Here is a 24,361-nt window from a genome sequence, read left to right as displayed (position 1 = left end):
GCAGGTGCCATGACGCTGCATCCGCCCCAAAAAGTCGGTCCCCTTCGTCGCGGGACGTCCCTGGATCGCCGAGGACCGTGGTGGGACGCCGGTCCCCGGGCCGAGAGTGAGCGGCACCGCCTGATCGTCCGACAGGCGCACCGGAAGGGATGACCGTGAAACACATCGCAGCCCTGCGCGGCCTCGCCGTGGCCGTGCTCGCACTCGTCGCCTTCGCCCTGCTCCCCGCACAGGCGCAGGCCGTCGACTCGACCACCTGGATCCAGCGCAACCTGGTCGGGATCGGCTACCTGGCGAGCAGCGGCGTCGACGGCGACTACGGTCCGGCCACCACCGCCGCCGTCCGCGGTTTCCAGCGCGACAACGGGCTCGACGAGGACGGCGCGTACGGCCCCAGGACCGAACTCGCCCTCCACAACAAGGTCGCCGAGGTCCAGCGCGCGGCCGGCTCCGGCGCCGACGGGGCGTACGGCGCGGGGACGACCTCCTCCGTCGCCGCCTGGCAGCGGGCGCACGGGCTCGGCTCCGACGGCATCGCCGGCCCCGCGACCATGAACGCGATGGGGATCGCCCGCACGGTGCGGATCACCGCGCAGTGGAAGTTCCCCGCCCTCGGCTGGAGCGTGAGCGGGCAGTTCGGCTGCCTGGAGCAGATCTACACCCACGAGAGCGGCTGGAAGGTCTACGCGACCAACCCCTCGTCCGGCGCGTACGGCATACCGCAGGCGCTGCCCGCCACCAAGATGGCGTCCGCCGGCGCCGACTGGCAGACCAACCCGGCCACCCAGCTCACCTGGGGCCTGAACTACATCAAGTCGCGCTACGGCGACCCGTGCTCGGCGTGGAGCTTCTGGCAGTCCCACAACTGGTACTGAGCCACAACCGGTACCGAGCCGTAGCTGGTACCGAACGGCAGCCGGTGCCGAGCCGCACGCGGGAAGGGCCCCACCCCGGGCGGGGTGGGGCCCTTCCGGTGTCGTACCTACAGGCCGCCGCCGGGGAGGGTGCCGCGCCGCAGCTCCCGTCCCTGGGCGACGGACCGCGCCAGACCCGCCGTCAGGGCCAGTGCCAGCACGGTCAGCGACCACAGGGCCATCTGCCGGCGGTCCTGCGAGGCCGCGTCCCCCTCGCCGGGCGCACCGGAGCGCCCGGTGGCACCCGCCGCGGCCGCCGGCGCGGGGGGCGAGGTGCGGCAGGCCTCGGCCAGGGCCCACAGCTCCAGCAGTCGCCGTTCGTCGGCCTGGCAGACGGCGGCGATCCGCTCGACGGCGTCACGCGGCGGGAACTGCTTGCCGTTCACCCACCGCTCCCACGAGGACTTCGCGTAGTGGGTGTGCTCGCTGATCCGGGCGTAGGTCAGGCCGGACGAGGACTTCAGCGACTGGAGCTCCTCGGAGAGCCGGTCGGCGGGGTCCTTCGGCGCGCCGCCGGACACAAGAACATGGTCCATCTCTGTTTCCCCCTGGTCGTTCCGTTGTGCGATCGAGAACGCGCGACGGAGCCGGGTGCCGTGCCGCACTCCCGCCGGCCGGTCCCCACGGGCCGTACCGGTCTCCCGGCGGCCGAGCCCCCCGCCCCCGCGGTGCGCCCTCCCGCAGCACGGCCCACCCCGGGTCTCGTGCTACGGCTCGATCCACTGTGACATCCCCGGAACGAAGATCCACGATCTTCCCGATTTTGGGACGGGTACGACGTATACCACCGCCCTGAGCTGCGGTTTGAGACACCGGGACGGCTCAGGTTGAGACAGCGCGGGCCTCGGGCGGGCGCCGTGGGACGCCCTCGCCGCCCGCGGTACGGAGCCGCCGAGCGGCCCTCCCGACCAGGCACGACAGCGCCGCCGCCGTCCCCGGCCGGGGCGCCCGCGAGGGAGGGCGTCCCAGGGACGCGAAACGTTCGCGGGACGCCTCCGGGGCTTCCTAGTGTCGGCTGCCGACGGTCGTTGCGGCCGCCCTCACCCACCTCTCCGAGGAGCCTCACCATGTCCCTGTTCCCGGTCATCAAGCGCGCCGCCGTCGTGACGGCCACCGCCGCCGTCGCAGTCACCCTCCTGGCGGGCACGGCCAGCGCCCGGCCCTCGGCCGGCGAGATCGCCTACGGCGACCGGGGAACCGGCGTCAAGTGCGTGCAGCTCGCGCTGAACGCCTCCCTGCACTCCGGCCTCCAGACCGACGGCATCTGGGGCGCCCGCACCGAGACCGCGGTGCGCCAGTTCCAGAAGGCCAACCACCTCGACGTGGACGGGGTCGTCGGCGTCCAGACCGGCTCCCAGCTGCTCGAGGTGATCGTCCACAACGAGCACGACTGGGGCAACACCTGCTGGGAGAACCTGCCGACCTGGTAGCCCCGGCCTCCACCCGCTTTCGCTCTCCGCTCCTCTCTCCTCCTCCCCTCAGCAGAAGTAAGGAACCTCCGTGAAGCGCTTCCCGGCCGCAGTGGCCGCGGTCTTCGCCGCCCTCCTGGCAGCAGTGCTGTCCGTCCCCGCCGCCCACGCCGCGAGCTGGCCCGTCGTCCGCAACGGCGACCAGGGCGCCAAGGTGTCCACCGTCCAGTACCTGCTGAACGCCCGCGGCTACGCCACCGGCGCCGACGGCGCGTTCGGCCCCGCGACCGAGGCCAAGGTCAAGAGCTTCCAGAGCGCCAACGGCCTGAGCCCGGCGGACGGCATCGTCGGCGGCGCCACCTGGCCGAAGCTGATCGTCACCGTCCGCCAGGGCGACAACGGCGACGCCGTCAAGGCGCTCCAGGTCCAGCTGAACGCCCGCGGCGCCAACCTCTCCGTGGACGGCGCCTTCGGCGCCGGCACCGACTCCTCGGTCCGCGGCTTCCAGCAGTCCGCCGGCCTGAGCCCGGTGGACGGCATCGTCGGCCCCGCCACCTGGTCCGCCCTGCTCTCCGGCGGCGGCAGCACCGGCGGCGGCAACGGCGGCGACCTGCTCAGCCAGTCCCAGGCCGCCTCCCTGCTCTCCTCCGCGGGCATCACCTGGTCCTCCTCGGGCAACTGCTCCAACCGCAACAGCAGCAGCTGCACCTCCTTCGACGGCCTGCGCCGCGCCTCGGCGGACGGCGCCGTCGCGCTCAAGCACGCCGTCGGCGGCTGCGGCCTGACCATCACCGGTGGCACCGAGACCGGCCACGCCGCCGGCACCTACAGCCACGCCAACGGCTACAAGCTGGACTTCGCGATGGCGAGCTGCCTCACCAACCACATCACCGGCAACTTCGCCTACAGCGGCATCCGCGGCGACGGCGCCGCCCTCTACACCGCCCCCTCGGGCAACGTCTACGCCAACGAGGGCAACCACTGGGACGTCACCTTCACGGGCTGACGACCACCCGGCACCACCACACCCCGAGGGGCACCGGACTCGTCCGGTGCCCCTCGGGGCTTCGTGCTGCCCCGGTCGCCGCCGGGATCCGCCGACCGGCGGGCCGGCCCGCGTCCCTCCGCATGGCGCTGAGGTCCCGGCCGCCTGTCGCGCAGGTCCAAGTACGCGCGGTGCCGCTGTTCCTAGGATTCGGTGGTGACCGGAAAAGATGCACGCGAGTAATCCTTCCCGTGCTTCACATGCAGTTGAAGTCAATGACGGGGCTGTATACCGTCGAGACGAAAGCGCAGGAAGCAACGCGCAGTTCGGCTCCGACCGGCCCCATCACCCCTCCTCAGACAGGAGCACCACCATGTCCGGAACTCCTCCGACCACCGACCTCGCCACCGACGCCGACCTGCTCGACAAGGTCGCGGACGCCGTGCGCGAGGCCGGCCTGGCGCTGCGCGAGCGCTTCGGCGACGTGGTTCGCCACGAGAGCCGCGAAGAGCTGATGCGGGCGCTCGCCGCCAACGACGACACGGCCCTGGAGATCCTGCGCCCGGCCCTCACCCGACTGCGGCCGCAGGCCCGGTGGGTGGAGGACGAGCTCGACGGCGGGGCGCTGCCGGACGGCGAGTGGTGGGTGGTGGACCCGGCCGAGGGCAACGTCAACCACCTGCACGCCCTGCCCGAGTGGGCGGTGACCGCCACCCTCGTGCGCGACAACCGGCCGGTACTGACCGCGGTCCACCTGCCTCTGACCGGCGAGACCTACACCGCCTCGGCCGGAGGCGGCGCCCACCTCGACGGACGGCCGCTGAACGTCTCCGCGACCGTGGACCTCGGCCTGAGCATCGTGGCCACCAGCCAGGCCCGGCCGGACGAGGACGAGACGGTGGTGCGCCGCGTCGGCGCCTCGATCACCGCGATGCTGTTCGACGCCCTCGTCGTCCGCACCTCGGTGCCCGCGACCCTGCACCTGACGAATGTGGCCGCCGGCCGGACCGATGCCTTCTGGCAGTTCGCCGGCGCCCGTGCGGACCTGCTGCCCGGAGCGCTGCTCGTCACCGAGGCCGGCGGGCGGATCTCCGACGCCGAGGGGCGCCCCTGGACCCCGCAGAGCGGGAGCTTCCTCGCCACCGCACCCGGCGTCCACGCCCAGGCCGTCGCCACGCTCTCCCGCTGAACCCGCCCGACCGCCCTTCCACCACAACCGCACCCGCACCCGCACCCGCACCCGCACCCGCACAAGGAGCACATCACCATGACCACGATCGCAGTCCTCGGGAACGGCCGCGTCGGCGGCAACCTGGCCACCGCCCTGACCCGGGCGGGCCATCAGGTGACCGCGGTGGACCGCTCGCCCGGCGAAGCCGCCGCCGCTGCCCGGGCAGCCGGGATCGTCATCAACGCCACCCCCGGCGCCGGCTCGCTGGAGCGCCTCGCCGCCCTGCGCGAGGAGTTGCACGGCAAGATCCTCGTCGACGTCTCCAACGCCACCACCGACGGCCCGGACGGACTGCCCGCCGACCTTCTCCACCCCGGCTCCAGCCTCGCCGAACAGTTGCAGGAGGCGCTTCCCGGGACGCGCGTCGTCAAGACGCTCAACACCATGCTCTTCCCCGTGATGACCGCGCCCGCCGCGCTCGCCCAGGCGCCGACCGCCTTCCTCTCCGGCGACGACCCGCAGGCCAAGCAGACCGTCCGCGAACTCCTCACCGACCTCGGCTGGCGCACGGAATGGATCACCGACCTCGGCGGGATCCGGACCGCCCGCGCCACGGAGGCCGCCGTCCTCTTCGTGCCGCACGTCATCCGGTCCGAGGGGTTCACCCCGTTCGCGATCTCCATCGCCCGCTGACCGGCGGGCTCAGCGGGCTCAGCGGGCTCAGCGGCCTCAGCGGTCGGCGACCGCCCGGGCGTACTCGGTGGGCGTCCGGCCGTAGCGCTTCTTGAAGGCCCGGGTGAAGTGGCTGCCGTCCGCGAACTGCCAGTGCGCGGCGATCTCCGTCATGCTCAGCCGTCCTGACGGCTCGTCCAGGGCGAGCCGCGCCTCGTGCAGCCGCCGATGGCGGATGTAGGCGGTCACCTGCTCACCCACCGCGGCGAAGGCCCGGTGCAGCGTGCGGACGGAGACATTGAGCTCCCGCGCGAGCAGGGCCGGCGAGAGTTCGGCATCGGCCAGCAGACGGTCCGCGAGATCCTTGGCGGCCTGGACGAGCGCGGGGGCCAACCGGGGCTCCACGTCGTCGAACCGGCCCTTCACCACCGCCTTGGCCAACTCGACCAGGGTGTTCTGGGCAGCCACCACACCGGCCGGGGCGAGGTCGGCCACGGTTGTGTGGATCATGTCCGCGAGGGCCGTCAGCAGGCGCATCTCGGCCGAGTCCGTCGGCCCGGTGACGACCCGGTTCCCGAGCAGCGGCTTGAGCTCACCGGGGGGCAGGACGAGGAACTTCGCCGTGAGGTTCGCCGAGGTCTCGAAGGCCGTCAGGCGCCCGACGTGCCGGACCAGGAACTGCCCGGCCGGCACGGTCCGGTCGCCGCGACCGGACGGACCGCCCAGCGTCCACGCACCGCGCCGCACGGCGTACACGGCGACCAGATCCTGATCGCCGCCCGGGACGTCCGCGGTCCGGGTCACCGACGCGGCGTGCAGGTCGGCGATCGCCGCACCGTGCACCTTGGCCACGGTGCCCTTGACCCGGAAGTCACCGACCGTGTCCGCGTTGAAGTCCGGCAGTCGGAAGACGTCGTCGCCGACCTGCGTCTCCCATCCCCGCCGGAAGGCATCCAGTCCCCGCGGTGCGGCGTCCTGGGCGGTCGAGTCCACCGCGAACACCCCGCGCCTGCCGCCGGCCCCCGCTCCGGTACCGCGCATCGCTCCCCGATCCAGGTCCCCGGTCAGCGGCGGCCGGTGGCCAGCACGACGAGGAACTGCCCGCCACCCGCCTCGACGGCGGCGGTCACCGGCAGTCCCGGCACCAGCCGGGAGAACCGGTCCACCAGCCAGTCCGCCGCCTCCCGGGCGTCCCGCTCGGTCGGACACCGCCCCACCAGCTCGCGGCCGCCCTTGCGCTCCAGCCTCCCGGCAACGGTGATCAGCGGCGCGGGTTCGACCACGTACAGGTGCTCCGGCCAGGCGATGACGACCTTCACCGCGCCCTTGCGGGTGTTGCACCCGCGGTGCGCGAGCCGCTCGGCGACCTTGGCCTTCCGATCGGCGGTCCTGCTGTCGACACTCGGCCCCCGGGGGTCGTTCACCGACATACCGGGATCGACCGGTTCGTCGCACACCCAGCAGCGCCAGCCGTCGCGCTCGGCCACATCATCAAGGAGACTCACCCGAGCAAACTAGCCTGCCCGGCCACCACTCCGCACACCGGAGCCCCGACGGCGGGGACGGACCGCGCGGCGCGGGCGCGCACACGCCGGCGCCCCTGACTCCCGGTCGGGGTCAGGGGCGCCGTGGCGGGGCGAGTGCGGGCTACTTCTGCTCCATCGCCGCGATCAGGCTCTTGGGCCGCATGTCGGTCCAGGACTTCTCGATGTAGTCGAGGCAGTCCTGACGCGCGGCCTCGCCGAACACCGTGTCCCAGCCCTCGGGCACCTCGACGAAGACCGGCCACAGCGAATGCTGGCCCTCGTCGTTGACCAGGACCAGGTAGTTGGCATCGGGGTCGTCGAACGGATTCGTCACCGTGTCGTCCTCTCTCGGGTACGTGATGTGGGATCGCGCCGGTGGCGGGCGGTCACCGGGGTCCTGGTGTCGGCTGCACCCTCGTGCTCGGTCACCGTGCTCGGCGGCCGCCTCGTGCTCCGCCCCGCACACCGGGACCCACTATCGCCCAACGGTCCGGTGGCCAGTCAACAGGACCGACGTGCGTGCTCCCGCCGCGTTCAACCGCACCCGTGCGGCAGTTGGACGGGACGCCCGACGCTCTTGATCGACGTTCCCGGACGATGCCATCGTGGGCGCCGCGGAGCCGTTCCGCGGCCCCGGCGACCCCTGGACGGCGCAGGCCGCCGAACAGCACAGGCAGCACAGGCAGCGGCCACCGGGACGGCGCCCGCTCCGGCGCGGGCCCGCTCCGCCCACCGGCCGGGGCGCCGGCCCCCGGGGCCGGCCGCCCGAGCGACCGCGGTCAGCACCCGGCCCCGCCGTCCCGTCAACCGACCCATCCCACCGAGACAGGGCGGCCTCACATGGCAGCAACGGCACCGAGGGCAGCAAGGACACCGAAGGACCGCCCCGGCGAGGACCCGGCCGCCCGCCGGCGCGTCGCGCCCGGCACCGTACGGCGGATCCTCCCCTACGTCCTCCAGTACCGCCGGACCGTGGCCCTGCTGCTGCTGGTGACCGTGGTGGACGCGGTCATCACCGCGACGAGCCCGCTGATCCTGAAGATGATCGTCGACGACGGCATCCTGGCCGGGAACACCGGGACCGTGATCCGGCTCTGCCTGCTGGTCGCCGGACTCGCCCTGGTCGACGCCGCCGCCCTGTACACCCAGGCGTGGTGCTCGGGGCGGGCCGGCGAGGGGCTGGTCCTCGACCTGCGCACCCAGGTGTTCGCCCACGTCCAGCGGCAGCCGATCGCCTTCTTCACCCACACGCCGACCGGCGCGCTGGTCAGCCGGCTCAACACCGACGTGGTGCAGGCCCGGCAGGCCGTGACGACGCTGATGTCGCAGTCGGTCTCCAGCGTGCTGACGCTGGTGCTGGTGCTCGGTGCGATGTTCTACCTCTCCTGGCAGATCACCGCCGTGGCGCTCGTACTGATCCCGCTGTTCATGCTGCCGGTCCGGCTGATCGTGCGCCGACTCCAGCGGCTCATCCGGGAGGGCATGCAGCTGGACGCCGAGATGGGGTCGCTGATGAACGAGCGCTTCAACGTGGCGGGGGCGATGCTCGTCAAGCTGTACGGCAACGCGGAGGAGGAGTCCGCGCTGTTCGGCGGCAAGGCCGGGCGGATCCGGGACGTCGTCGTGGCCCAGGTCGTCCAGGGACGGGCCGTCCTGGTCACCGTCTCCGTGATCACCGCGATGTTCACGGCGCTGGTCTACGGCCTCGGCGGCACCCTCGTCATCAACGACACCCTCCGGATCGGCACCCTCGTCGCCCTGATCACCCTCCTGCTGCGCCTCTACGAACCCGTCAATCAGCTCACCACCGTCCAGACCAACGCCATGACCGCACTCGTGAGCTTCGACCGCGTCTTCGAAGTCCTCGACCTCGAACCCCTCATCACCGAAACCCCCAACGCCCGCACCCTCACCACCGCCACCCCACCCGACGTCACCTTCACCGACGTCACCTTCCACTACCCCACCACCACCCGCACCACCCTCGCCTCGCTCCGACCCACCGCACCCCACCCCGACCGACCCACCGCCCCCACCCTCCACAACCTCACCTTCCACGCCCCCGCCGGCAAACTCACGGCCATCGTCGGCCCCTCCGGCGCCGGCAAGACCACCCTCACCCACCTCATCCCCCGCCTCTACGACCCCAGCCACGGCACCATCCACATCGCCGGCCACAACACCCGGCACCTCACCCTCCAGTCCCTCCGCGACACCATCGGCATCGTCACCCAGGACGCCCACCTCTTCCACGACACCCTCCGCGCCAACCTCCAGTACGCCCAACCCCACGCCACCGACCACGACCTCACCCAAGCCTGCAAAAAGGCCCTCATCTGGAACACCGTCACCCAACTCCCCCACGGCCTCGACACCATCGTCGGCGACCGCGGCCACCGCCTCTCCGGCGGCGAGAAGCAGCGCATCTCCCTCGCCCGGCTCCTCCTCAAGACCCCACCCCTCGTCATCCTCGACGAAGCCACCGCCCACCTCGACACCGAGACCGAAGCAGCCGTCCAACACACCCTCAGGACCACCCTCAGGAACACCACCACCATCGTCATCGCCCACCGCCTCTCCACCATCCGCGAAGCCGACCACATCCTCGTCCTCGCCGACGGCACCATCCAGGAGGCCGGCACCCACCAGGAGCTCCTCACCAACCAGAGCCTCTACGCCACCCTCTACCACACCCAATTCGCCCACCAGGACTCGTAGTCGGGCCCGAGCAGCGGTGCCGGCAGCAGCGGTGCCGGCACCGGGGAGATCGGCAGCAGGGAGATCGGTAGCAGGGAGATCGGCGGGGCGCAGCCGGCGGCGGTCGGCTGCGCCCGGCCGAGGGCGAGGAGCAGGGCACACGGTACGGCGGGCGGCAGCGGGCGGTGGGACACAGCGACGCGCGAGCACGAGGAGCGGGCAGCGCGGAGGGCGACGCACGCGGCCGGGGCGGCAAGCAGGGACCCGCCGACCCGGAGCGGCCCGAGGCGGCGGCCGGGGAAACGACGGTGCCGGACCGGCGGGGTCCGCCGGTCCGGCACCGATGACGCTTCTCAGCAGGTCAACAGGTCAGCAGGTCAACAGGAGCTCTCGGCCGGACTGCTCGCCTCCGCGGACCCGCCGCGGACCTGGAGGTCGAGGTCCTGCGCGAACTCCGTCCACATGTCGGCGTACTGACGCGCCAGGCCGACGATCAGGTCCCCGCAGTGGGCCGGCACCGCCGCCGCCAGCTTCGACCACTCCCGGGTGTCGATCGCGTTCTGGCGCAGCAGGCGCAGCAGGTGGCGACCCTCCTCCTTGTGCCGCAGCGAAGGGTCCCGCAGCAGCTTCTCCAGCACCGAGGCGGGGTCGGGTTCGACCAGCCGCATCTTCCGGGCCGTCTGGCGCGGGACGGACGGGACCGTCACGACGGCCGGTACGACGGTGTCCCCGACCGCGCGGTCCGGCCCGGCGTGCTCCGTCGCGGGCATCTCACCGGCCGCGAGGCGGCGGCGGACGTCGCCGACCGTGGCCGGTGAGATGCCGGCCAGCCGCGCGACCTCGCGCAGCGAGGCCTCGGGGCGTTCGACGAGCAGCTCGGCGGCCCGCTTCCGGCCCTCCACGCTGTTCAGCGGGCGGATCTTGCCGTCGCGGCCGACCCGGGCGTTCACCTGCTGTCTCACATCGGTCGACCGCCGTCTGATGGCGGCGACAGCCTTCGCACCCAGTCCGGAGGCCCGTGCGATGGCGCGGTCCGACATCTGTGGGTGGGTGGAGACGATCCGTGCGGCCGCCGTCCGGCGGTCCTCCTGGGAAAGAGGCAAACCGTGGGCAATGTTTGCTTCAACGGCCCGCAAAAAGGCCTCTTCGCTGGTACCGTCGAAGAACTCGACGTCGATCGTTTCATGGCCCTTCAGGAAAGCGGCCATCAGGCGGTGCATACCGTCGATCACGCGCATGGTGCGCCGTTCCACGAGGATCGGCGGGAGCGGCGTCTCCAGTTCCACCAGCCTGGCGACATGTTCCGCGTCCGGCCCCTCCGAGCGCGGTGACTCGCCGGGCAGCAGGACCGCGATCGGGATGGCCATGACCTCCCGTTTCGGGGGCGCGGCGGGCCGAACGGGACAGTACGAGTCCGCGGCCCGACCGCCGTTCACCGGTATCAGGACTTTGACAACAGGCCGTTCCACTTCCCGCTCCCCCGTTTGACATCCGACTTTTCTTCACTGCTTCTACGAACGGCGGGTGCGACGCAACCCGTTCCGCGACGCACCCGACAGGGTCATGCCATGGCAGCCGCCGTCGAACTCCCGGCCACCCGGCCCTCATTTCCCACCCCGCCGGTATGCCCGGGGAGGGGACGTCACGCCCATCACACCAGTCACAGCATCCTCACCGGCCCCACCGTTCAACAACCGTGTCCATGGTCACCGATCACCGCAGGACTGTCGATACATCACATCACTCTGTTCCGACCCCTGTTCGGAGACGGAGAGCCCTGCCGGCGCCCGCAATCCTCCTCTCGGCACGTCGTGCCGGACCGCGGCGGTCGGCCGGGACCGGGGCGGAACCCACGACGCGTTCAACTGCGGTCCGGCGGCAGTTGGACACTCCGGGCTACCGCCGGCACCGCCCTCCGGACCGGAGCCGTCAACGGTCGGGACCGGACGGGGCCCGCACACTGAAGAGGTAGCTGCGGCAGTCGTCCGTCACCGTGCTCACCCTCTGCCAGCCCCCTCGCTTCCACCGGTACATCCGATAGCCGAGTGTGGTGGTCAGACTGCGTACCAGGCCTGTCGATCCCGGCTGGTACCCCGTGGAACGCTTCGTCCGGTCCAGCTCCAGCAGGAGCGAAGGGCGGTCCCGCAGCAGGATGCCGAAGGCGCCGAGCAGGACCTCGGGCTCGACCCGGCCGACGACCACCTTGATGAGATCCACCCGTTCCAGGCCCGCCTGGCGACAGAGCCGGTCCACGGTCAGGTCGGCCGGGCGGCCACCGGTCCCGGTGTCCGGCGCCGCGGTGCCACCGATCACGTACAGGTGCCGGCTTCCGGGCCGCGGACCCGGCCCGCCGGGGCCGGGCTCCGCGGGCCCGCCGCGCGCGGCGCGGTGCACGACCACATTGGCGCAGCCGAGCCGGGCGGTCAGCGAGAGCATCCACCGGGTCCGGCCGCGCGGCGGTTCCACACTGTGCACCTGGCCGTGCCGCCCGGCGAGCGCGGACAGCCGCCAGGTGTCGAGGCCCGATCCCGTACCGAGGTCCAGACAGACCGCGCCCGGACGCACCAGGGGGCCCAGGAAGGCCCTGCTCGTCCAGGTGACGGCGGCCCGGCGCAGTGCCGCCGCGACCAGGACGCCGTAGACGGTCGCGTCCATCAGGCCGACCACCGGAACCCCTTCGCCCCGCCGTCGGTCCGGCCGAACGGCCGCACCGCGGCCCCGCGGTCGACGGACCCGCACCTCCGGCGGCCGGGTTCCCACTCGGTCACGCGCACGACACTCCCTCCGGTCGAAGCGGCGGTCCGGGCCGGACATTCCCGCCCGTGATCGGCCTGCTGAACAGATCCGAGGCTAGGGTCGGCCGCCCCCCGGGCACATCAGCCCACGTATTGATTGCCGGTACACCGCCGGATTGAGGGGGACCCGTGGAGGCCCGGTGGCCGGGCGGGGAACGGCGGGCCCGCGGACGGCCCGGCGTCCCGGTGCCGTCAGCGTTCCGTGCCGCTCAGCACCCCGGTCACCGCCGGACCGGGCCCGACGACTTCGGCAAAGGTGCGGGCGCAGGTGGCGCGGCTTTCCGGGCAACGGGTTCCGCGGACCTGCCGCGGCCGCGGCGGGCGATGGGCCGATGTCGTCAACGGACGTCTCCCGTCGCGCCGGGGCCGACGGCGTACTGCTGCTTCGCGAACAGGACGGTCGTCGGTGTGTCGTCGGCCCGGGCCCAGGTCACCGTGCCCGCGATCAGCACGTGGTCCAGGAGCTGCACCGTCTCCCGCACGGTGCAGACCATGGCGACCGACGCCTCCGTCAGTACGGGCACCCCGTCCACCTCGTGCCAGGGCACGCCGGCGAAGCGCTCCGCCGCGGTGCCGGTGGCGAACTGGGCGACCAGCCGCCGGTCCGACCAGGACAGCACGTTCACCGCGAAACGCCCCTCGGACCGGATGTCCGCCAGCGTCCGGCTCGTGGTGGCGAGGGACAGCAGCACGGTGGGCGGGTCCAGGGACAGGGACATGACCGCGTTGGCCGTGCACCCGACGGGTCCGGCCGAGGTGATCACGGAGACGGCGGTCGGCAGCCGCGAGATGGCATGACGGTATTCCTCGGCTGAGACGCTCAGCCCGCTCGGTATGCGGTCCTCGGTCCTCATGACGCTCCTTTCGGCCTTCGGCAGCCGGGCGCACCGATCGGTGGCTGGTCACGCCGATCGGCGATCGCGGCGGCCGCGGCCTGTCGGTCGATCTTTCCGTTGGTGTTCGGGGGCAACTCGTCGAGCACGGCGATGCGCCGGGGCATCGTTCACTCGGGCAGGCGGGAGCGCGGGTCCGACATGATCAGCTCCGGCCGCAGGGTCCCGGCCGGTGCGGACCGCCGCCGGGGAGAGCCCGGCGCGCGGTTGGGGGACGGCGAGCACCACGCCCGTCCCGCCGGGCGACCCGGCCGCCGGTACGGTACCAGTGCTCGGGGGTGTGCAGCCCCTGAGCACGGGACCGAGGCGCCGGTGGCGGCGTCGTGCAGCAGGAGAGGCGGCCCGCGTCGTCCAGCGGGTCCGGACGGCCCGACCACCACCGCCGCCGTCCGCGGTTTCCGGCGCGACGACGGGCTCGACGCCGGCACGACGACAGCCCGAGGAACACCGGATGTGTCCGGTGCCCCTCGGGCTTCAAGTACTCTCTGCGCCGCTCGGTCCTACTCGGTCCTACTCGGTCCTACTCAGTCCTACTCGGTCCGCAGCGCGGTGGCGGTCCGGGTCTTCGCCGCCCAGCCGGCCGGCAGCAGTGCGCCGAGCACGGCGATCACGATCCCGCCGGCCAGCAGGGGGACGAGCAGCCCGGTGGTGTAGACGTGGGACACGCTCGGCGGCAGGTGCCGGCCGATCGCGTTCCCCATCGGGGTCAGCGTCGCCTTCTCCACCGCCACCCCGAGCGGGACCCCGATCAGACCGGCGATCAGGCCGGTGAGTGTCACCGAGGTCAGGACCATCGCGACGGTCTGCTTGGGCGTCATCCCGAGGGCCTTGAAGATCCCCAGGTCATGAACCCGCTCGCGGGTGTCCTGCACAACCATGCTCAGCACCCCGAGCGCGGCGACCGCGACCATCATCAGCGTGAGCGTGAGCACCAGGGCGCCCATGGTGATCACAATGATGTTCTTGCCTCCGTCTCCGTGCGGCTGGACCGAGGCGTTGACCGGGGTCAGCGCGGCGGAGGCCGAGGCGGACCAGTCCGATCCGTTCACGTTGTCGGCCAGCTCGACGTTGAACTGGTCGATGTGCGGGGTCAGACCGGCGGCGCTGAAGCCGGCCGCGTCCGTCATGACCGTGTAGTCGCCCGCGTTGGTGTTGAAGTTGATGCCGACGACCTTCAGCGACAGTTGCTGGTTCTGCTGCACCACGGTGACGTTGTCACCGACGTGGATCCCCACCGCTGTGGCCAGCTTGTCGCCGACCACGGCCTCGCCGGGCGCCGAGTACCAGCGGCCGGACAGCAGCTCCAGGTGCGTCCAGGACATGTCGCCGGTGATCGTGTACACCTGCGTCGGTTCGCCGCCGGACGGGGCGCCGACGATGGTCGCGCCGCTTTCGCCCCAGCCGAACGCGGCCTTCGTGCCCGGGGTCCTGGCGAGCGCGGCGGCCACCTCGGCGGCGTCCAGGTGCGCCTTGCGCGGGTCGTTGGGGCCGTAGAGACCCCAGGGCACGCCTACCTCGGCCGTGGGGATCACGATCTTCGACGCGACGCTGAAGCCTGCGGTGCTGGTGTCCAGGTACTTGTTGAACCCGGACTCCAGCCCCGCCGCGAACGTCACACTCACCACGCCGAACAGCACCGCCGCGCCGACCACCACGGTCCGGGCCGGCCGGGCGAACGGCTGGGCCAGCCCCAACGACACGGCCCGGGGCAGCGGCAGCCGCGAGGCCAGACGCTGCGCCGCACGACCGCCGCCGGCCTTGGGGGCGCGGCCGACGACCAGAGCCCGCACCGTCGACATCCGGCCGGCTCGCAGCGCCGGGACCAGAGCCGTGACACCGACGATCAGCAGGGTGCCCAGCGGCACCGCGGCGCTGACCCACAAGGGAATCGTGGCACTGCCCGCGCCGAGCTGCTTGGTGGCCCCGTCCAGGATCGGTACCGCCAGGAGGTTGCCGAAAGCCGTGCCGAGCACCAGGCCGACCGTCGCCGGGATCATGGCCTGCGCGGTGTAGGCGCGGGCCACCTGCGAAGGGGTGAAGCCCAAGGACTTCAGAATCCCGATGCGCCGGATCCCCGAGGCCACGGCCCCGCTGACCACGATCGAGATGATCAGCACCGACATGAACAGCCCGAGGATCCCGAAGGCGACCAGGAACGGCACATAGGCCTTGGCGTTACCGGTCACCTGCTGCCGCGCGGTCAGGTACGACTGCCCGGCCTCGGCCGAGCCGGCCGGTGCGGCGGCGACCACCGCCTGCTTGTCGGCGGCGACGTCGGCGTCGGTCCCGGCCTTGGCGAAGCGGTAGAGCATCTGCCGGTCGGCCTTGGCACCGGCAGCGGTCAGCCGCGCGAAACCGTCGGCGGTGGCGAAGGCGGTCGCGCTGCTGGTCACCGAGTCGGCGAAGCCGACGACCTTGAACGACGGCTTGCCCGGCAGGGAGGAGAACACCACCGAACTGCCGAAGCAGTCGACGGCGTAGTGCTGCCACGGCAGCGCGATCTCGCCCGGGCCGGTCGGCCAGTGCCCCCGGGTCAGCAGCAGCTGGTCCATCCCGGAGGTACTGCCCAGGTCGGGCCGGGTGGTGACGGTGATCGGATGGTTGTCGGTACCGGCGAGATCGGTCTTGGGGCAGTCCGTGCCGACGGTCGTGTCCAGGGCGGCGGCGATCGGGTACGGCCCGGACGCCCCGGTGACGCCGTCGGCGTGCGCGGTGGCGGCGGCCTCCGCGGCCGTGACCTTGGAGCTGTCGAACTGGACCGCCAGGTGTGCCCCGTTCCGAGCACTGAAAGCGTGCTCGAACGGGGCCTGCACGACAGTCAGCAGGCCGAGGGAGAGCACTGAGGACGTCACCGCGGCGAACGTCGTCAGGGCCATGAGGAGGGACTGGAGCCGACGCCGGCCCACGCCGGAGCGTACGACCTTGCCCAGCGCGCTCACCGGCCCACCGCCAGCGGCAGGCGGGCCGCGGCCCGGAATCCGGGCTCCAGGAGGCGCCGGGGCATCGGCGGCTTGCGCAGTGTCATCCGACCGCTCCCGCCGGACGGGTCAGCAGCGTGCGGGCGGCCGGGCCGGCACCGCCGCCGTTGTTGACGACGTCCCGCTTGACCGCGCCGTCCATCAACTCGATCGTGCGGCTCGCGGTGCTCGCGGCCAACTGCACGTCGTGGGTCACCAACAGGATGGTCTGGCCCTCGCTGTTCAGGTCCAGCAGCAGCTGGCGCACGTCCTCGGCCGAACCCGAGTCCAGCGCGCCGGTGGGCTCGTCGGCCAGCAGCAGCGCCGGCCTGTTCATCAGCGCCCTGGCCACCGCCACCCGCTGCCGCTGCCCGCCGGACAGCCGCTGCGGGTAGGCCTTGGCATGCCGGTCGATGCCCAGCGAACCGAGCAGCTCGACGGCCCGCTGCTTCGTCTCGCCCTTGCCCATCCCGGCCAGCTGCGCCGGAATCATGACGTTGTCCAGCACCGTCAGGTCGTCGAGCAGGTTGAAGAACTGGAAGACCATGCCGATCGAGGCCCGGCGGTACTTCGCCGCAGCGGCCTCCCCGAGCTGGTCGACGCGGGTGCCGTCGACGGTGACACTGCCGCTGGAGGGCTTGTCCAGGCCGGCGATCAGATTCAGCAGCGTGGACTTCCCGCTGCCGGAATGGCCGAGGATCGCCACGCACTCACCGGACGCCACGGACAAGGTCACACCGGCCAGCGCGGGCGGGCCCTCGTCATACTTTTTTGTCGCGTCTTGGAGAGCGATCATCGGCGGGTTCGTCATGGTCCCGAACCTAGGAACGGACCATGATCCATCGCGTCGGCCGGCAGATGTAACCCTCCCCGGGCCGTCGGCCCGGCGGTGTACCGGCGCATACATCCCCGGGGCGACGCACCGGGCCGACGCCACGGAATACGATCTCCGTATGGAAGAGCTGCTCCAGCGTCTCTCGACATCGAAGCGCGTGACCTGGCTGACATCACAGGCCGTGGTGCTGGCCACCGCCGGCTTCTACGCGCTGATGCTCCCCCTGACGACGCCGAGCCCCGCCGACGGCCTGTTCGGGTTCCCCGATCTCGGGACCTACCACAGGATCGGTCTCTGCGTGGTGCTCGCCCTTCCGATCCTGCTGGTGCGCCGTCTGCCGGCGACCGTCTTCGCGGCGTTCCTGGGCGAATCAGCCCTCGGCGACCTTTTCGGCGCGCGGCCCCTGATCGTGTTCATCCTGCTCGTCGCCCTGAGCGGGTACCTCGCCGCCCGGCGGCCGAAGGCTGCCGCCGTCGGCTCCGTCGCGGGCGTCGCGGCCGCGTTCGTCAGCGACATCCACGTCAGCGGGCAGTCCATCGGCGACGCGGCCCAGTGGGCCGGGGGGCTCGCGTTGTGGTTCGCGGTCGCGTGGGTCTTCGGGGGGGTGTACCGCAAGCGCTGTGAATACCTCGATGTCCTGCAGGAGCAGACCGCGGCCCGCGCCGTCATGGCCGAGCGGCTGCGGATCGCCCGTGAACTGCACGACAGCGTCGCGCACAGCATCGGGATCATCACGGTGCTGTCGGGAGCGGCGGCGCGGGTCGTGGAGACCAAGCCCGAGCAGACGCGGCAGGCGCTGACCGGCATCGAGACCACCAGCCGGGAGACGCTGCTGGGGCTGCAGCGCATGCTCGGGGCGCTGCGCCGCGCCGAGCCGGACGACGCCATGCCGGAGGCCGCTCCGCTGGCGCCGGCCGGCAGCCTGGCCGACGTCCCGCAGCTCGCCGAACTCACGGCCGGCGCCGGGGTGCGGGTCCATGTGACCTGGCGGGGCGAGCGGCGTCCACTGCTGCCGGAGATCGAACTGTCGGCGTTCCGGATCATCCAGGAGTCGGTGACGAACGTGGTGCGGCATTCCAGGGCACGGACGTGCCGGGTCGCGGTCGGTTACGAGCCGGAAGGGGTGACGATCGAGGTGGTGGACGACGGGGACGACGGTCTTGGCGGACCGGGCCGTCCGAAGCTCTCCGCGGCCGGCGGGAGCGGCTTCGGCCTGCTCGGAATGCGCGAGCGGGTGACGTTGCTGTCCGGCCAGTTCAGCGCCGGCCAGCGTCCGGAGGGGGGATTTCGGGTGACGGCGAGGCTCCCGGCATGAGCGTGCGGGTACTGCTGGTCGACGACCAGCCGCTGATGCTGGTCGGGCTCGCGATCCTGATCGGCAACACCGACGACCTGGAGGTGGTCGGCCAGGCCGGCGACGGCCGCGAGGCGGTCCGCCTGGTGCGTGAACTGCGGCCGGACGTCGTGGTGATGGACATCCGGATGCCGGGCGTGGACGGGATCGAGGCGACCCGACAGGCGACCGCCGAGCCGAACCCGCCCAAGGTCCTGGTGCTGACCACCTTCGACCACGACGAGTACGTCTACGGTGCGCTGCGCGCCGGGGCCAGCGGATTCCTGCTCAAGAGCATGGCCCTGGACGCGATCCTGGAAGCGATCCGCGTGGTGGCGGCCGGCGACGCGTTGATCGCGCCGAGCGTGACCCGACGGCTGATCGCGGACTTCGCCGGAACGTCCGGCCCCGCGGCCCCCGGACCGAACGCCGGGCCCGCCGCGGGCCCGAGTCCCATCGCGGGTATCACCGACCGGGAGCGCGAGGTGCTGGCACTGGTCGGACAGGGACTGTCGAACACCGAGATCGCCGAGCGGTTGGTGATCAGCGTGGCGACGGCGAAGACCCATGTCGCGCGTCTGTTCGCCAAGCTCGAGGCGCGAGACCGCGTCCACCTGGCGATCATCGCCTTCGACACCGGACTCGTGCCGCGCCGACGGTAGGGCAGGACGAGAAGAACGATCGCCGGGCACGAGTTCGCCGCGGTCGCCGCCGTCGCCGGATGCGCCGACCAGTGGGAACGTGGTGCAGCACCTCGTGGCGCCCGATCACGTCCCGCAGGGCCGCGCTGAGTGCCCGATGGCCCGGCTTGCCGGTCAGGCGCCGCACCACGCGGTGGTTACAGGTCGCGTTCGGTCCTCGGGAAGCTGCGCAAGGAACCGGAGCCGGCCCGCCGGTCGCGTGACCAGCAACGGGTGCTGCCGAGGACGGTGTCCTCCGCAGCACCCGATCCGCGCCCGCGAGCCCGTACGCGGCCTGCATCCACGCCTACCGGTGCGTGCTCCCGCGTGCGGTGCCGATCCGGGTGGGCGTCACAGGGTTTCGGGCCCTGCGGTCAACTGCCGTACCGCCGCTTCGAGTTCCGCGTGCAGGGCAGTGATCTCGCCGGCCAGGAAGCGGTCGCGCATCGCGGCGCGCTGGATCTTGCCACTGGTGGTGCGGAGGACACTGCCGCGCCGCACCAGCAGGACGTTGCGCACCGGCGCACCGGTGGCTGCGGTGAGGCGGCGGATGACGGCCGCCGCCGCGGCGCGCAGTTCCTCGGCCGACACGTTCGGGCCGACCTCGTGCACCAGCACGATCCGCTCGTCGGGGGCCTGGACGCCGAAGGCGGCGCCGACGAACCTCTCCAGCGCGGGGTGGGCGGCGCGCGCCTCGTGTTCGAGGTCGTGCGGGTAGAGGTTGCGGCCGTGGACGATCATCACCTCCTTGAGCCGACCGGTGATGAACAGCTCGCCGTCCACCAGGGCACCCAGGTCGCCGGTGCGCAGCCAGCCGGGTTCGGCGTCGTCGGCGCCGGCGGGGCGGGCCCGGAAGGAACGGGCGGTGAGGTCGGGCTTGCCCCAGTAGCCGCGGCCGACGCTGTCGCCGCGCAGCCAGATCTCGCCGACCTCGCCGGCGGACAGGGGGCGCCGGGTGGCGGGGTCGACGATCAGGGCGTCGAAGGCCTCGGGGCGTCCGACGCCGGTGATCTCCTTGCTGCGGCCGTCATGGGCGGGAACCAGCGCGGGGTGGTCCGCGTCAGCGAGGCGCCGGGCGTCGACGACCAGGACGGTCGGCTCGCGATCCATGGGGGTGCCGCTGGCGTAGACGGTGACCTCGGCCATGCCGTAGCCGGCCGCGACCGATTCGGGACGCAGGCCGATCTGCGCGAATCGCTTGGTGAACGCGGCGATGGTGGGGGCATGGATCGGCTCGGAACCGTTGATCAGGAAGCGCAGCGACGACAGGTCGAGCCCTTCGAGGTGTTCGTCCTTGATGAGCCGCAGCGCGATGCCGTACGCGAAGTTGGGGGCGGAGGTGGCGGTGGTCCGGAGTTCGCTCATCATCCGGAACCACTCGACGGGCCTGCGGGCGAACACCGTCGGCGGCATCAGGACCGATGTCGCGCCGCAGAAGAGTGCGCCGCTGAGCTGAACGAAGAGACCGAAGTCGTGGTGCAGCGGCATCCAGCTGCCGAACGAGTCGTCGCGGTTCAGGCCCACGACGGAGTACTGGGCCTCGAGGTTCGCCAGGACGTTCCCGTGGGAGAGCATCACGCCCTTCGGGGTGCCGGTGGACCCGGAGCTGTACTGGAGGACGGCGAGCGAGTCGTGGTCGGCCTGGCGGCCCCGGAGCGCCGCGAGGGGCACCTCACCGGCCGGTACGGGGGCGGCGGCCCGGACGGGGACCCGACCCAGGCCCTGCGCGTGGAAGCGCTCGGCGAGCGTGTCGAGGTCCCCGGCGTCGGCGAACACCAGTCCCGGGGTGCAGTCCGCGGCGATCGCGGCGACGCGCTGGGCGGCGCTGCTGGAGCCGGTCGCCGGCGGGGCGGGCACGGCGGTGACGCCGGCGAGCAGGCAGGCGAGGTAGAGCTCGACGAACTCGGTGCCGGTGGACAGCGCGATGAGGACGCGCTCGCCGGGAGCCAGCTGCTGCGCCAGGTCGGCGGCGCGCAGGCCGGCCCGGCGGGCGAGTTCGGCGTAGCTGAGGCTTTCGTGCACGGCCTCGGTGGAGTCGCGGTAGATGGTGATCGCGGTCTTGTCGGGGTCTTGGGCGACGCACGCGGCGAACGCGTCGCCGAGGTTCCGGTAGCCGGTCAGCTCGAAGGCCATTGCTTCCCCTTGGGCTTGGCGCTGCGTCGATCCGGGCGGCGCGCGGAAAAGCGCGGCGGCTCGCGCGGCGCGGCTGAGTGGTGTCGTTCTCGACTGCCGCGACGAGGCAGTTCGGCCGCGGCTCTGCCCACGGTTCCTCGATCCGGTCCAGGTGTCCTGACGTCCTGACGTCCTGACGTCCTGGAATCCGGCCTCGCCGAACTCCGTCGGTTCCTGGCGGCGCAGACCACTATGCCCCAACCACCGGCGATGGTCAGGGCGCTCAACCCGGTGCGAATGATCGGCACGGGTGTTCAACCATGGCCGTGCGCCAGTTGAACGAGGACCGGAGGAGTTGGTTGCCGCGCCCCCGGCACGGGGGTTTTCCAGGAGCGCGGCGGTCTCACACCGGGCGACGGGGTGGAACCCGTGCGTCGTCGCGTCGGACGACCGCAGGGCCCGTGGCCTCCGTCGCGGGGATGCGCTCGGACGGCCGAGGGCGGCCGGTCCCGCGCGGGCACTGGGAGCCCTTCGAGGCACCAAGGCCCTGAAGGCCCCTCAGGCCACAGGCAGTTCGGCCACCAGGCCGGCCAGGTGAACGGTCAGGGCCGCCACCGTGTCGACATCCCACACCAGGGTCGGCTCCACGGTCACACCCAAGGTGTCCTCGATGTCCCCGCACAACGCGAAGGCGTACACCGACTCCAACCCGTACTCGGCGAGCGAGACACCCGGATCGATCTCCTCCACCGGCGTCTCCAGGTAGTAGGACACCCGCTCCGTCAACCACCCCTCGATGTCCTCACCCGACACCCGCACACCCACCTCCCGATCAGTCATCGGACTCCCTCTCTCATCAGGTATTCGATCCACAGTCCGTTCACGGTCCGCGGCATCCGAATGCGTGGGGCGGCGGGACGGGGCAGTTCCTGCTCGAACCGGCACTTCGCGCCGCAGGGGCCGGAACTCCTCGACCGGGCTCCCGGACGGGACTCCACCGACAAGCCGGGTCAGGCCCACCCGCACCGGCCTCCGGATGCCCAGGAGCCCCGGTTCCACCGTGCCGTCCCGCTTCACTATGGTGCAGGCCCGCGCGACTGATCAATCCTTGATGCTCACCACGGCCGACGTTCAACTGCGCTGGCGCGCCGGTTGAACGGCGCAGGTTGAACGGCGCAGGTTGAACGGCGCAGGTTGGACACCTCGACGCCCAACCTCCCGACCACTAAGGAGATATCCCCCATGAGCGTTCAGCAGGGCTGGGCACCGCAACGGTTCACGCCCGAGAGCACCGGCGCCGACGCGACCGCCCGGGGACTGATGGAGTACCTCGACTCCGTCGCCGTCGGCGATCTGCTGGATCGCCACCAGGCCCTACTGTTCCGAGGTTTCGACATCACCGAGGCGAGCTTGGCGGACGTGATGCCCGCCCTGCTGCCCGAGCGCCTCGCGTACGTGCACGGCAACACACCCAGGACCAAGGTCTCCGACAACGTCTACACCTCGACGGAGTACCCGCCCGAGTACGCGATCTCCATGCACAGCGAGCTCTCCTACGCCCACGCCTGGCCCTCCCGGCTGCTCTTCTTCTGCGTACAGCCGGCTGCCACGGGAGGCGCCACTCCGCTGCTGGACGGCGCCTCCTGGCTGGCGGCACTCGACGAGCGGATCCGTGCGGACTTCGCCGGCGGTGTCTGCTACCGGCAGTACCTGCACGGTGGCAGGGGCTTCGGCAAGAGCTGGCAGGCGACGTTCGAGACGGACGACCGGGCGGAGGTCGAGAAGCTGCTGGCCGAGGCGGGCGTGAGCTGGGAGTGGACCGCCGGCGATGCGCTGCGGACGCGTCAGGTCCGGCCCTCGACGCTCCGGCACCCGGTCACCGGCCAGGACGTCTGGTTCAACCAGGCGGACCAGTGGCACCCCGCGACGCTGGGCGAGGAGACCATGCGCGAGCTCGCGGCCATCGTCCCCGCGGACGAGCTTCCGCAGTCGGTGACCTTCGCCGACGGCTCCCCCATCCCCGACGAGTACGTGCTCGAGATCCGCGAGAAGGGCCTGGCGCTGGCCGTTGACGTCGACTGGCGGCAGGGCGACGTCCTGGTCATCGACAACGTCGCCGTCGCACACGGGCGCAGGCCGTTCACCGGAAGCCGCCGGGTCCTCGTCGCCATGTCGCACTGAGAGCTCCGGGCGCGGAGCGCGGGAGCTCTCGGTCCGCAGCCCGCGGACTGAGAGCTCCCGGTCCACGGGCTGCCGATCAGCCCGTTGAACGCCTTAGCGCGGCGCAACCGATCCTCCTACCATTGGGCCGACAACCGGTCCGAGGAAACTGGAAAGGACCTGACTGAATGTCATATACGCTCGAATGGAAGGCCGTTGAGGGAAAACCTGCCATGGCGCAGGTCGACGGTCTCACCGGAATGACACAGGTCCGCGCGTGGCTCGACGATGTCCGTCCGCAACTGACCGCGGCTCTGGGGGAATACGGCGCGATCTACCTGCGTGGTCTGCCGATGGCGACCATCGAGGATTTCGCGCAGATCCGGGACATGCTCATCAGCGAGCGGACGCCCTACCGGGAGAAGACCACTCCCCGCAGCCGGCTCGGCGACGATGTCTTCTCCTCGACGGACCTCCCGGCCGCGCAGTCGATCCGGATGCACAACGAGAACAGCTACACGCTGACCTTCCCCGGCCGGCTGCTGTTCGGCTGCCTGGTCGCACCGTCGCAGGGCGGGGCGACACCCGTCGCGGACTGCCGGAAGGTCCTCGACGCGCTCCCCGACCAGGTGGTCGAGAAGATCCGGACCGCCGGGTGGCGACTCTCGCGCAGCTACTCCGAGCACATCTCCACCGACTGGCAGACCGCGTTCGCCACCGATGACGTGGACGAGGTCGCGCGCTACTGCGCGGACAACCTCGTCGGCCACCGGTGGTACGAGGACGGCACCCTGCGGACCAGCCAGATCCGCCCCGGCATCATCACCCACCCGTCGAGCGGCGAGGAGGTGTGGTTCAACCACCTGCTCTTCTGGAACGAGTGGGCGCTGGACGAGGACCTGCGGGAGGCGCTGGTCGACGAGTTCGGACGCGACGGTCTTCCGTTCAACACCGAGTTCGGTGACGGGGCCGCGCTGAGCAACGAGGACCTCCGGGCCATCCAGGCCGCCTACGACGCGGCCACGGTGCGCGAGACCTGGCAGCCGGGCGACGTGATGCTGGTCGACAACATCCTGACCGCACACGGCCGGGATCCGTTCCGCGGCGACCGGAAGATCGTGGTGGCCATGGGCGACCCGGTCGAGCTCTCCGAGTGCCGGCCGACCGTGGAGCCCGCGCCCGCGCTCGCCTGAACCCGACCGGCGCCCGTCGGACCAGGTCG

General features: G+C 71.9%; 22 protein-coding genes and 1 pseudogene. 11 read left to right on the top strand and 12 right to left on the bottom strand.

Features of this window, described 5'->3' with window-relative positions; genetic code table 11:
• Positions 1 to 155: 155 nt before the first annotated feature.
• Positions 156 to 875, top strand: a complete 720-nt coding sequence (locus BI06_RS46220; protein WP_233290121.1) for a peptidoglycan-binding protein — start codon at positions 156 to 158, stop codon at positions 873 to 875.
• A 107-nt stretch (positions 876 to 982) separates the two neighbouring features.
• Here the strand turns inward: BI06_RS46220 and BI06_RS12510 are convergent, their stop codons facing one another.
• Entirely contained in the window at positions 983 to 1,450 is a 468-nt protein-coding gene (locus BI06_RS12510; RefSeq protein WP_082558443.1) for a helix-turn-helix transcriptional regulator, read from the bottom strand.
• Positions 1,451 to 1,981: 531 nt separating this feature from the next.
• On the opposite strand from BI06_RS12510, the gene BI06_RS12505 reads away from it, so the two are divergent.
• From BI06_RS12505 to BI06_RS12490, 5 genes and pseudogenes are all read left to right on the top strand, one after another.
• The gene (locus tag BI06_RS12505) at positions 1,982 to 2,344 is read left to right on the top strand and encodes a peptidoglycan-binding protein (RefSeq protein WP_043467907.1); all 363 of its coding nucleotides are present in this window, start codon (positions 1,982 to 1,984) and stop codon (positions 2,342 to 2,344) included.
• Between the two features lie 70 nt (positions 2,345 to 2,414).
• Positions 2,415 to 2,681 (top strand): annotated as a pseudogene (locus tag BI06_RS55485) (peptidoglycan-binding protein); the annotation flags it as partial.
• A gap of 99 nt (positions 2,682 to 2,780) precedes the next feature.
• Positions 2,781 to 3,329, top strand: coding sequence for a peptidoglycan-binding protein (locus BI06_RS53435; protein WP_369826110.1), 549 nt, complete (start codon positions 2,781 to 2,783; stop codon positions 3,327 to 3,329).
• 352 nt (positions 3,330 to 3,681) lie between these two features.
• On the top strand, positions 3,682 to 4,497 hold the full coding sequence (locus BI06_RS12495) for a 3'(2'),5'-bisphosphate nucleotidase CysQ (RefSeq protein WP_043467903.1): 816 nt from the start codon (positions 3,682 to 3,684) through the stop codon (positions 4,495 to 4,497).
• Between the two features lie 78 nt (positions 4,498 to 4,575).
• A complete protein-coding gene (locus BI06_RS12490) occupies positions 4,576 to 5,172 on the top strand; it encodes an NADPH-dependent F420 reductase (protein ID WP_043467901.1) in 597 nt (198 codons plus the stop codon).
• Positions 5,173 to 5,208: 36 nt separating this feature from the next.
• On the opposite strand, the gene BI06_RS12485 is transcribed toward BI06_RS12490, so the two are convergent.
• The 3 genes from BI06_RS12485 to BI06_RS12475 all read right to left on the bottom strand — a co-directional run bounded on the left by BI06_RS12485 (position 5,209) and on the right by BI06_RS12475 (position 7,011).
• Positions 5,209 to 6,192: a helix-turn-helix domain-containing protein gene (locus BI06_RS12485; protein WP_051740863.1), complete on the bottom strand. Its 984-nt coding sequence runs from the start codon at positions 6,190 to 6,192 to the stop codon at positions 5,209 to 5,211.
• Between the two features lie 23 nt (positions 6,193 to 6,215).
• On the bottom strand, positions 6,216 to 6,656 hold the full coding sequence (locus BI06_RS12480; protein WP_043467899.1) for a hypothetical protein: 441 nt from the start codon (positions 6,654 to 6,656) through the stop codon (positions 6,216 to 6,218).
• 142 nt (positions 6,657 to 6,798) lie between these two features.
• On the bottom strand, positions 6,799 to 7,011 hold the full coding sequence (locus BI06_RS12475) for an MbtH family protein (protein WP_043467896.1): 213 nt from the start codon (positions 7,009 to 7,011) through the stop codon (positions 6,799 to 6,801).
• A 506-nt stretch (positions 7,012 to 7,517) separates the two neighbouring features.
• Here BI06_RS12475 and BI06_RS12470 point away from each other — a divergent pair.
• Positions 7,518 to 9,395, top strand: a complete 1,878-nt coding sequence (locus BI06_RS12470) for an ABC transporter ATP-binding protein (protein WP_051740861.1) — start codon at positions 7,518 to 7,520, stop codon at positions 9,393 to 9,395.
• Here BI06_RS12470 and BI06_RS49410 read toward each other — a convergent pair.
• The 6 genes from BI06_RS49410 to BI06_RS12440 form a co-directional block, all read right to left on the bottom strand.
• The gene (locus BI06_RS49410) at positions 9,362 to 9,568 is read right to left on the bottom strand and encodes a hypothetical protein (protein ID WP_149030355.1); all 207 of its coding nucleotides are present in this window, start codon (positions 9,566 to 9,568) and stop codon (positions 9,362 to 9,364) included. The genes BI06_RS12470 and BI06_RS49410 overlap by 34 nt on opposite strands.
• Before the next feature lie 183 nt (positions 9,569 to 9,751).
• Complete coding sequence (locus BI06_RS12460) at positions 9,752 to 10,741, bottom strand: ParB N-terminal domain-containing protein (RefSeq protein WP_063794959.1); 990 nt, start codon at positions 10,739 to 10,741, stop codon at positions 9,752 to 9,754.
• 562 nt (positions 10,742 to 11,303) lie between these two features.
• Entirely contained in the window at positions 11,304 to 12,041 is a 738-nt protein-coding gene (locus tag BI06_RS12455) for a hypothetical protein (protein ID WP_051740858.1), read from the bottom strand.
• Positions 12,042 to 12,507: 466 nt separating this feature from the next.
• Positions 12,508 to 13,023 (bottom strand): flavin reductase family protein, encoded by a 516-nt coding sequence (locus tag BI06_RS12450; RefSeq protein WP_051740855.1) that lies wholly within the window; start codon positions 13,021 to 13,023, stop codon positions 12,508 to 12,510.
• Positions 13,024 to 13,592: 569 nt separating this feature from the next.
• Positions 13,593 to 15,938, bottom strand: a complete 2,346-nt coding sequence (locus BI06_RS12445) for an FtsX-like permease family protein (RefSeq protein WP_199523280.1) — start codon at positions 15,936 to 15,938, stop codon at positions 13,593 to 13,595.
• Between the two features lie 145 nt (positions 15,939 to 16,083).
• Positions 16,084 to 16,830 (bottom strand): ABC transporter ATP-binding protein, encoded by a 747-nt coding sequence (locus BI06_RS12440; protein ID WP_043467887.1) that lies wholly within the window; start codon positions 16,828 to 16,830, stop codon positions 16,084 to 16,086.
• Between BI06_RS12440 and BI06_RS12435 the strand changes: the two genes are divergently transcribed.
• Positions 16,829 to 18,169 carry a sensor histidine kinase gene (locus tag BI06_RS12435; protein WP_233290120.1) on the top strand — a complete coding sequence of 447 codons (1,341 nt, stop codon included), beginning with the start codon at positions 16,829 to 16,831 and terminating at the stop codon, positions 18,167 to 18,169. The two genes, BI06_RS12440 and BI06_RS12435, sit on opposite strands and share 2 nt — an antisense overlap.
• Positions 18,166 to 18,849, top strand: a complete 684-nt coding sequence (locus BI06_RS12430; protein ID WP_043467883.1) for a response regulator transcription factor — start codon at positions 18,166 to 18,168, stop codon at positions 18,847 to 18,849. The genes BI06_RS12435 and BI06_RS12430 overlap by 4 nt, the downstream gene beginning before the upstream one ends.
• Before the next feature lie 369 nt (positions 18,850 to 19,218).
• Here BI06_RS12430 and BI06_RS12425 read toward each other — a convergent pair whose 3' ends face one another.
• Positions 19,219 to 21,000 (bottom strand): fatty acyl-AMP ligase, encoded by a 1,782-nt coding sequence (locus BI06_RS12425; protein WP_043467881.1) that lies wholly within the window; start codon positions 20,998 to 21,000, stop codon positions 19,219 to 19,221.
• A 537-nt stretch (positions 21,001 to 21,537) separates the two neighbouring features.
• Positions 21,538 to 21,819, bottom strand: coding sequence for an acyl carrier protein (locus tag BI06_RS12420; protein WP_051740852.1), 282 nt, complete (start codon positions 21,817 to 21,819; stop codon positions 21,538 to 21,540).
• A 402-nt stretch (positions 21,820 to 22,221) separates the two neighbouring features.
• Between BI06_RS12420 and BI06_RS12415 the strand changes: the two genes are divergently transcribed.
• Together BI06_RS12415 and BI06_RS12410 are read left to right on the top strand one after the other, a co-directional pair.
• Entirely contained in the window at positions 22,222 to 23,160 is a 939-nt protein-coding gene (locus tag BI06_RS12415; protein ID WP_043467879.1) for a TauD/TfdA family dioxygenase, read from the top strand.
• A gap of 212 nt (positions 23,161 to 23,372) precedes the next feature.
• Positions 23,373 to 24,332 (top strand): TauD/TfdA family dioxygenase, encoded by a 960-nt coding sequence (locus BI06_RS12410; protein WP_233290119.1) that lies wholly within the window; start codon positions 23,373 to 23,375, stop codon positions 24,330 to 24,332.
• Positions 24,333 to 24,361 lie beyond the last annotated feature (29 nt).

Source organism: Kitasatospora sp. MBT66, assembly GCF_000710405.2.
GTDB lineage: Bacteria > Actinomycetota > Actinomycetes > Streptomycetales > Streptomycetaceae > Kitasatospora > Kitasatospora purpeofusca.
This window is presented reverse-complemented; position numbering and strand designations above follow the sequence as displayed.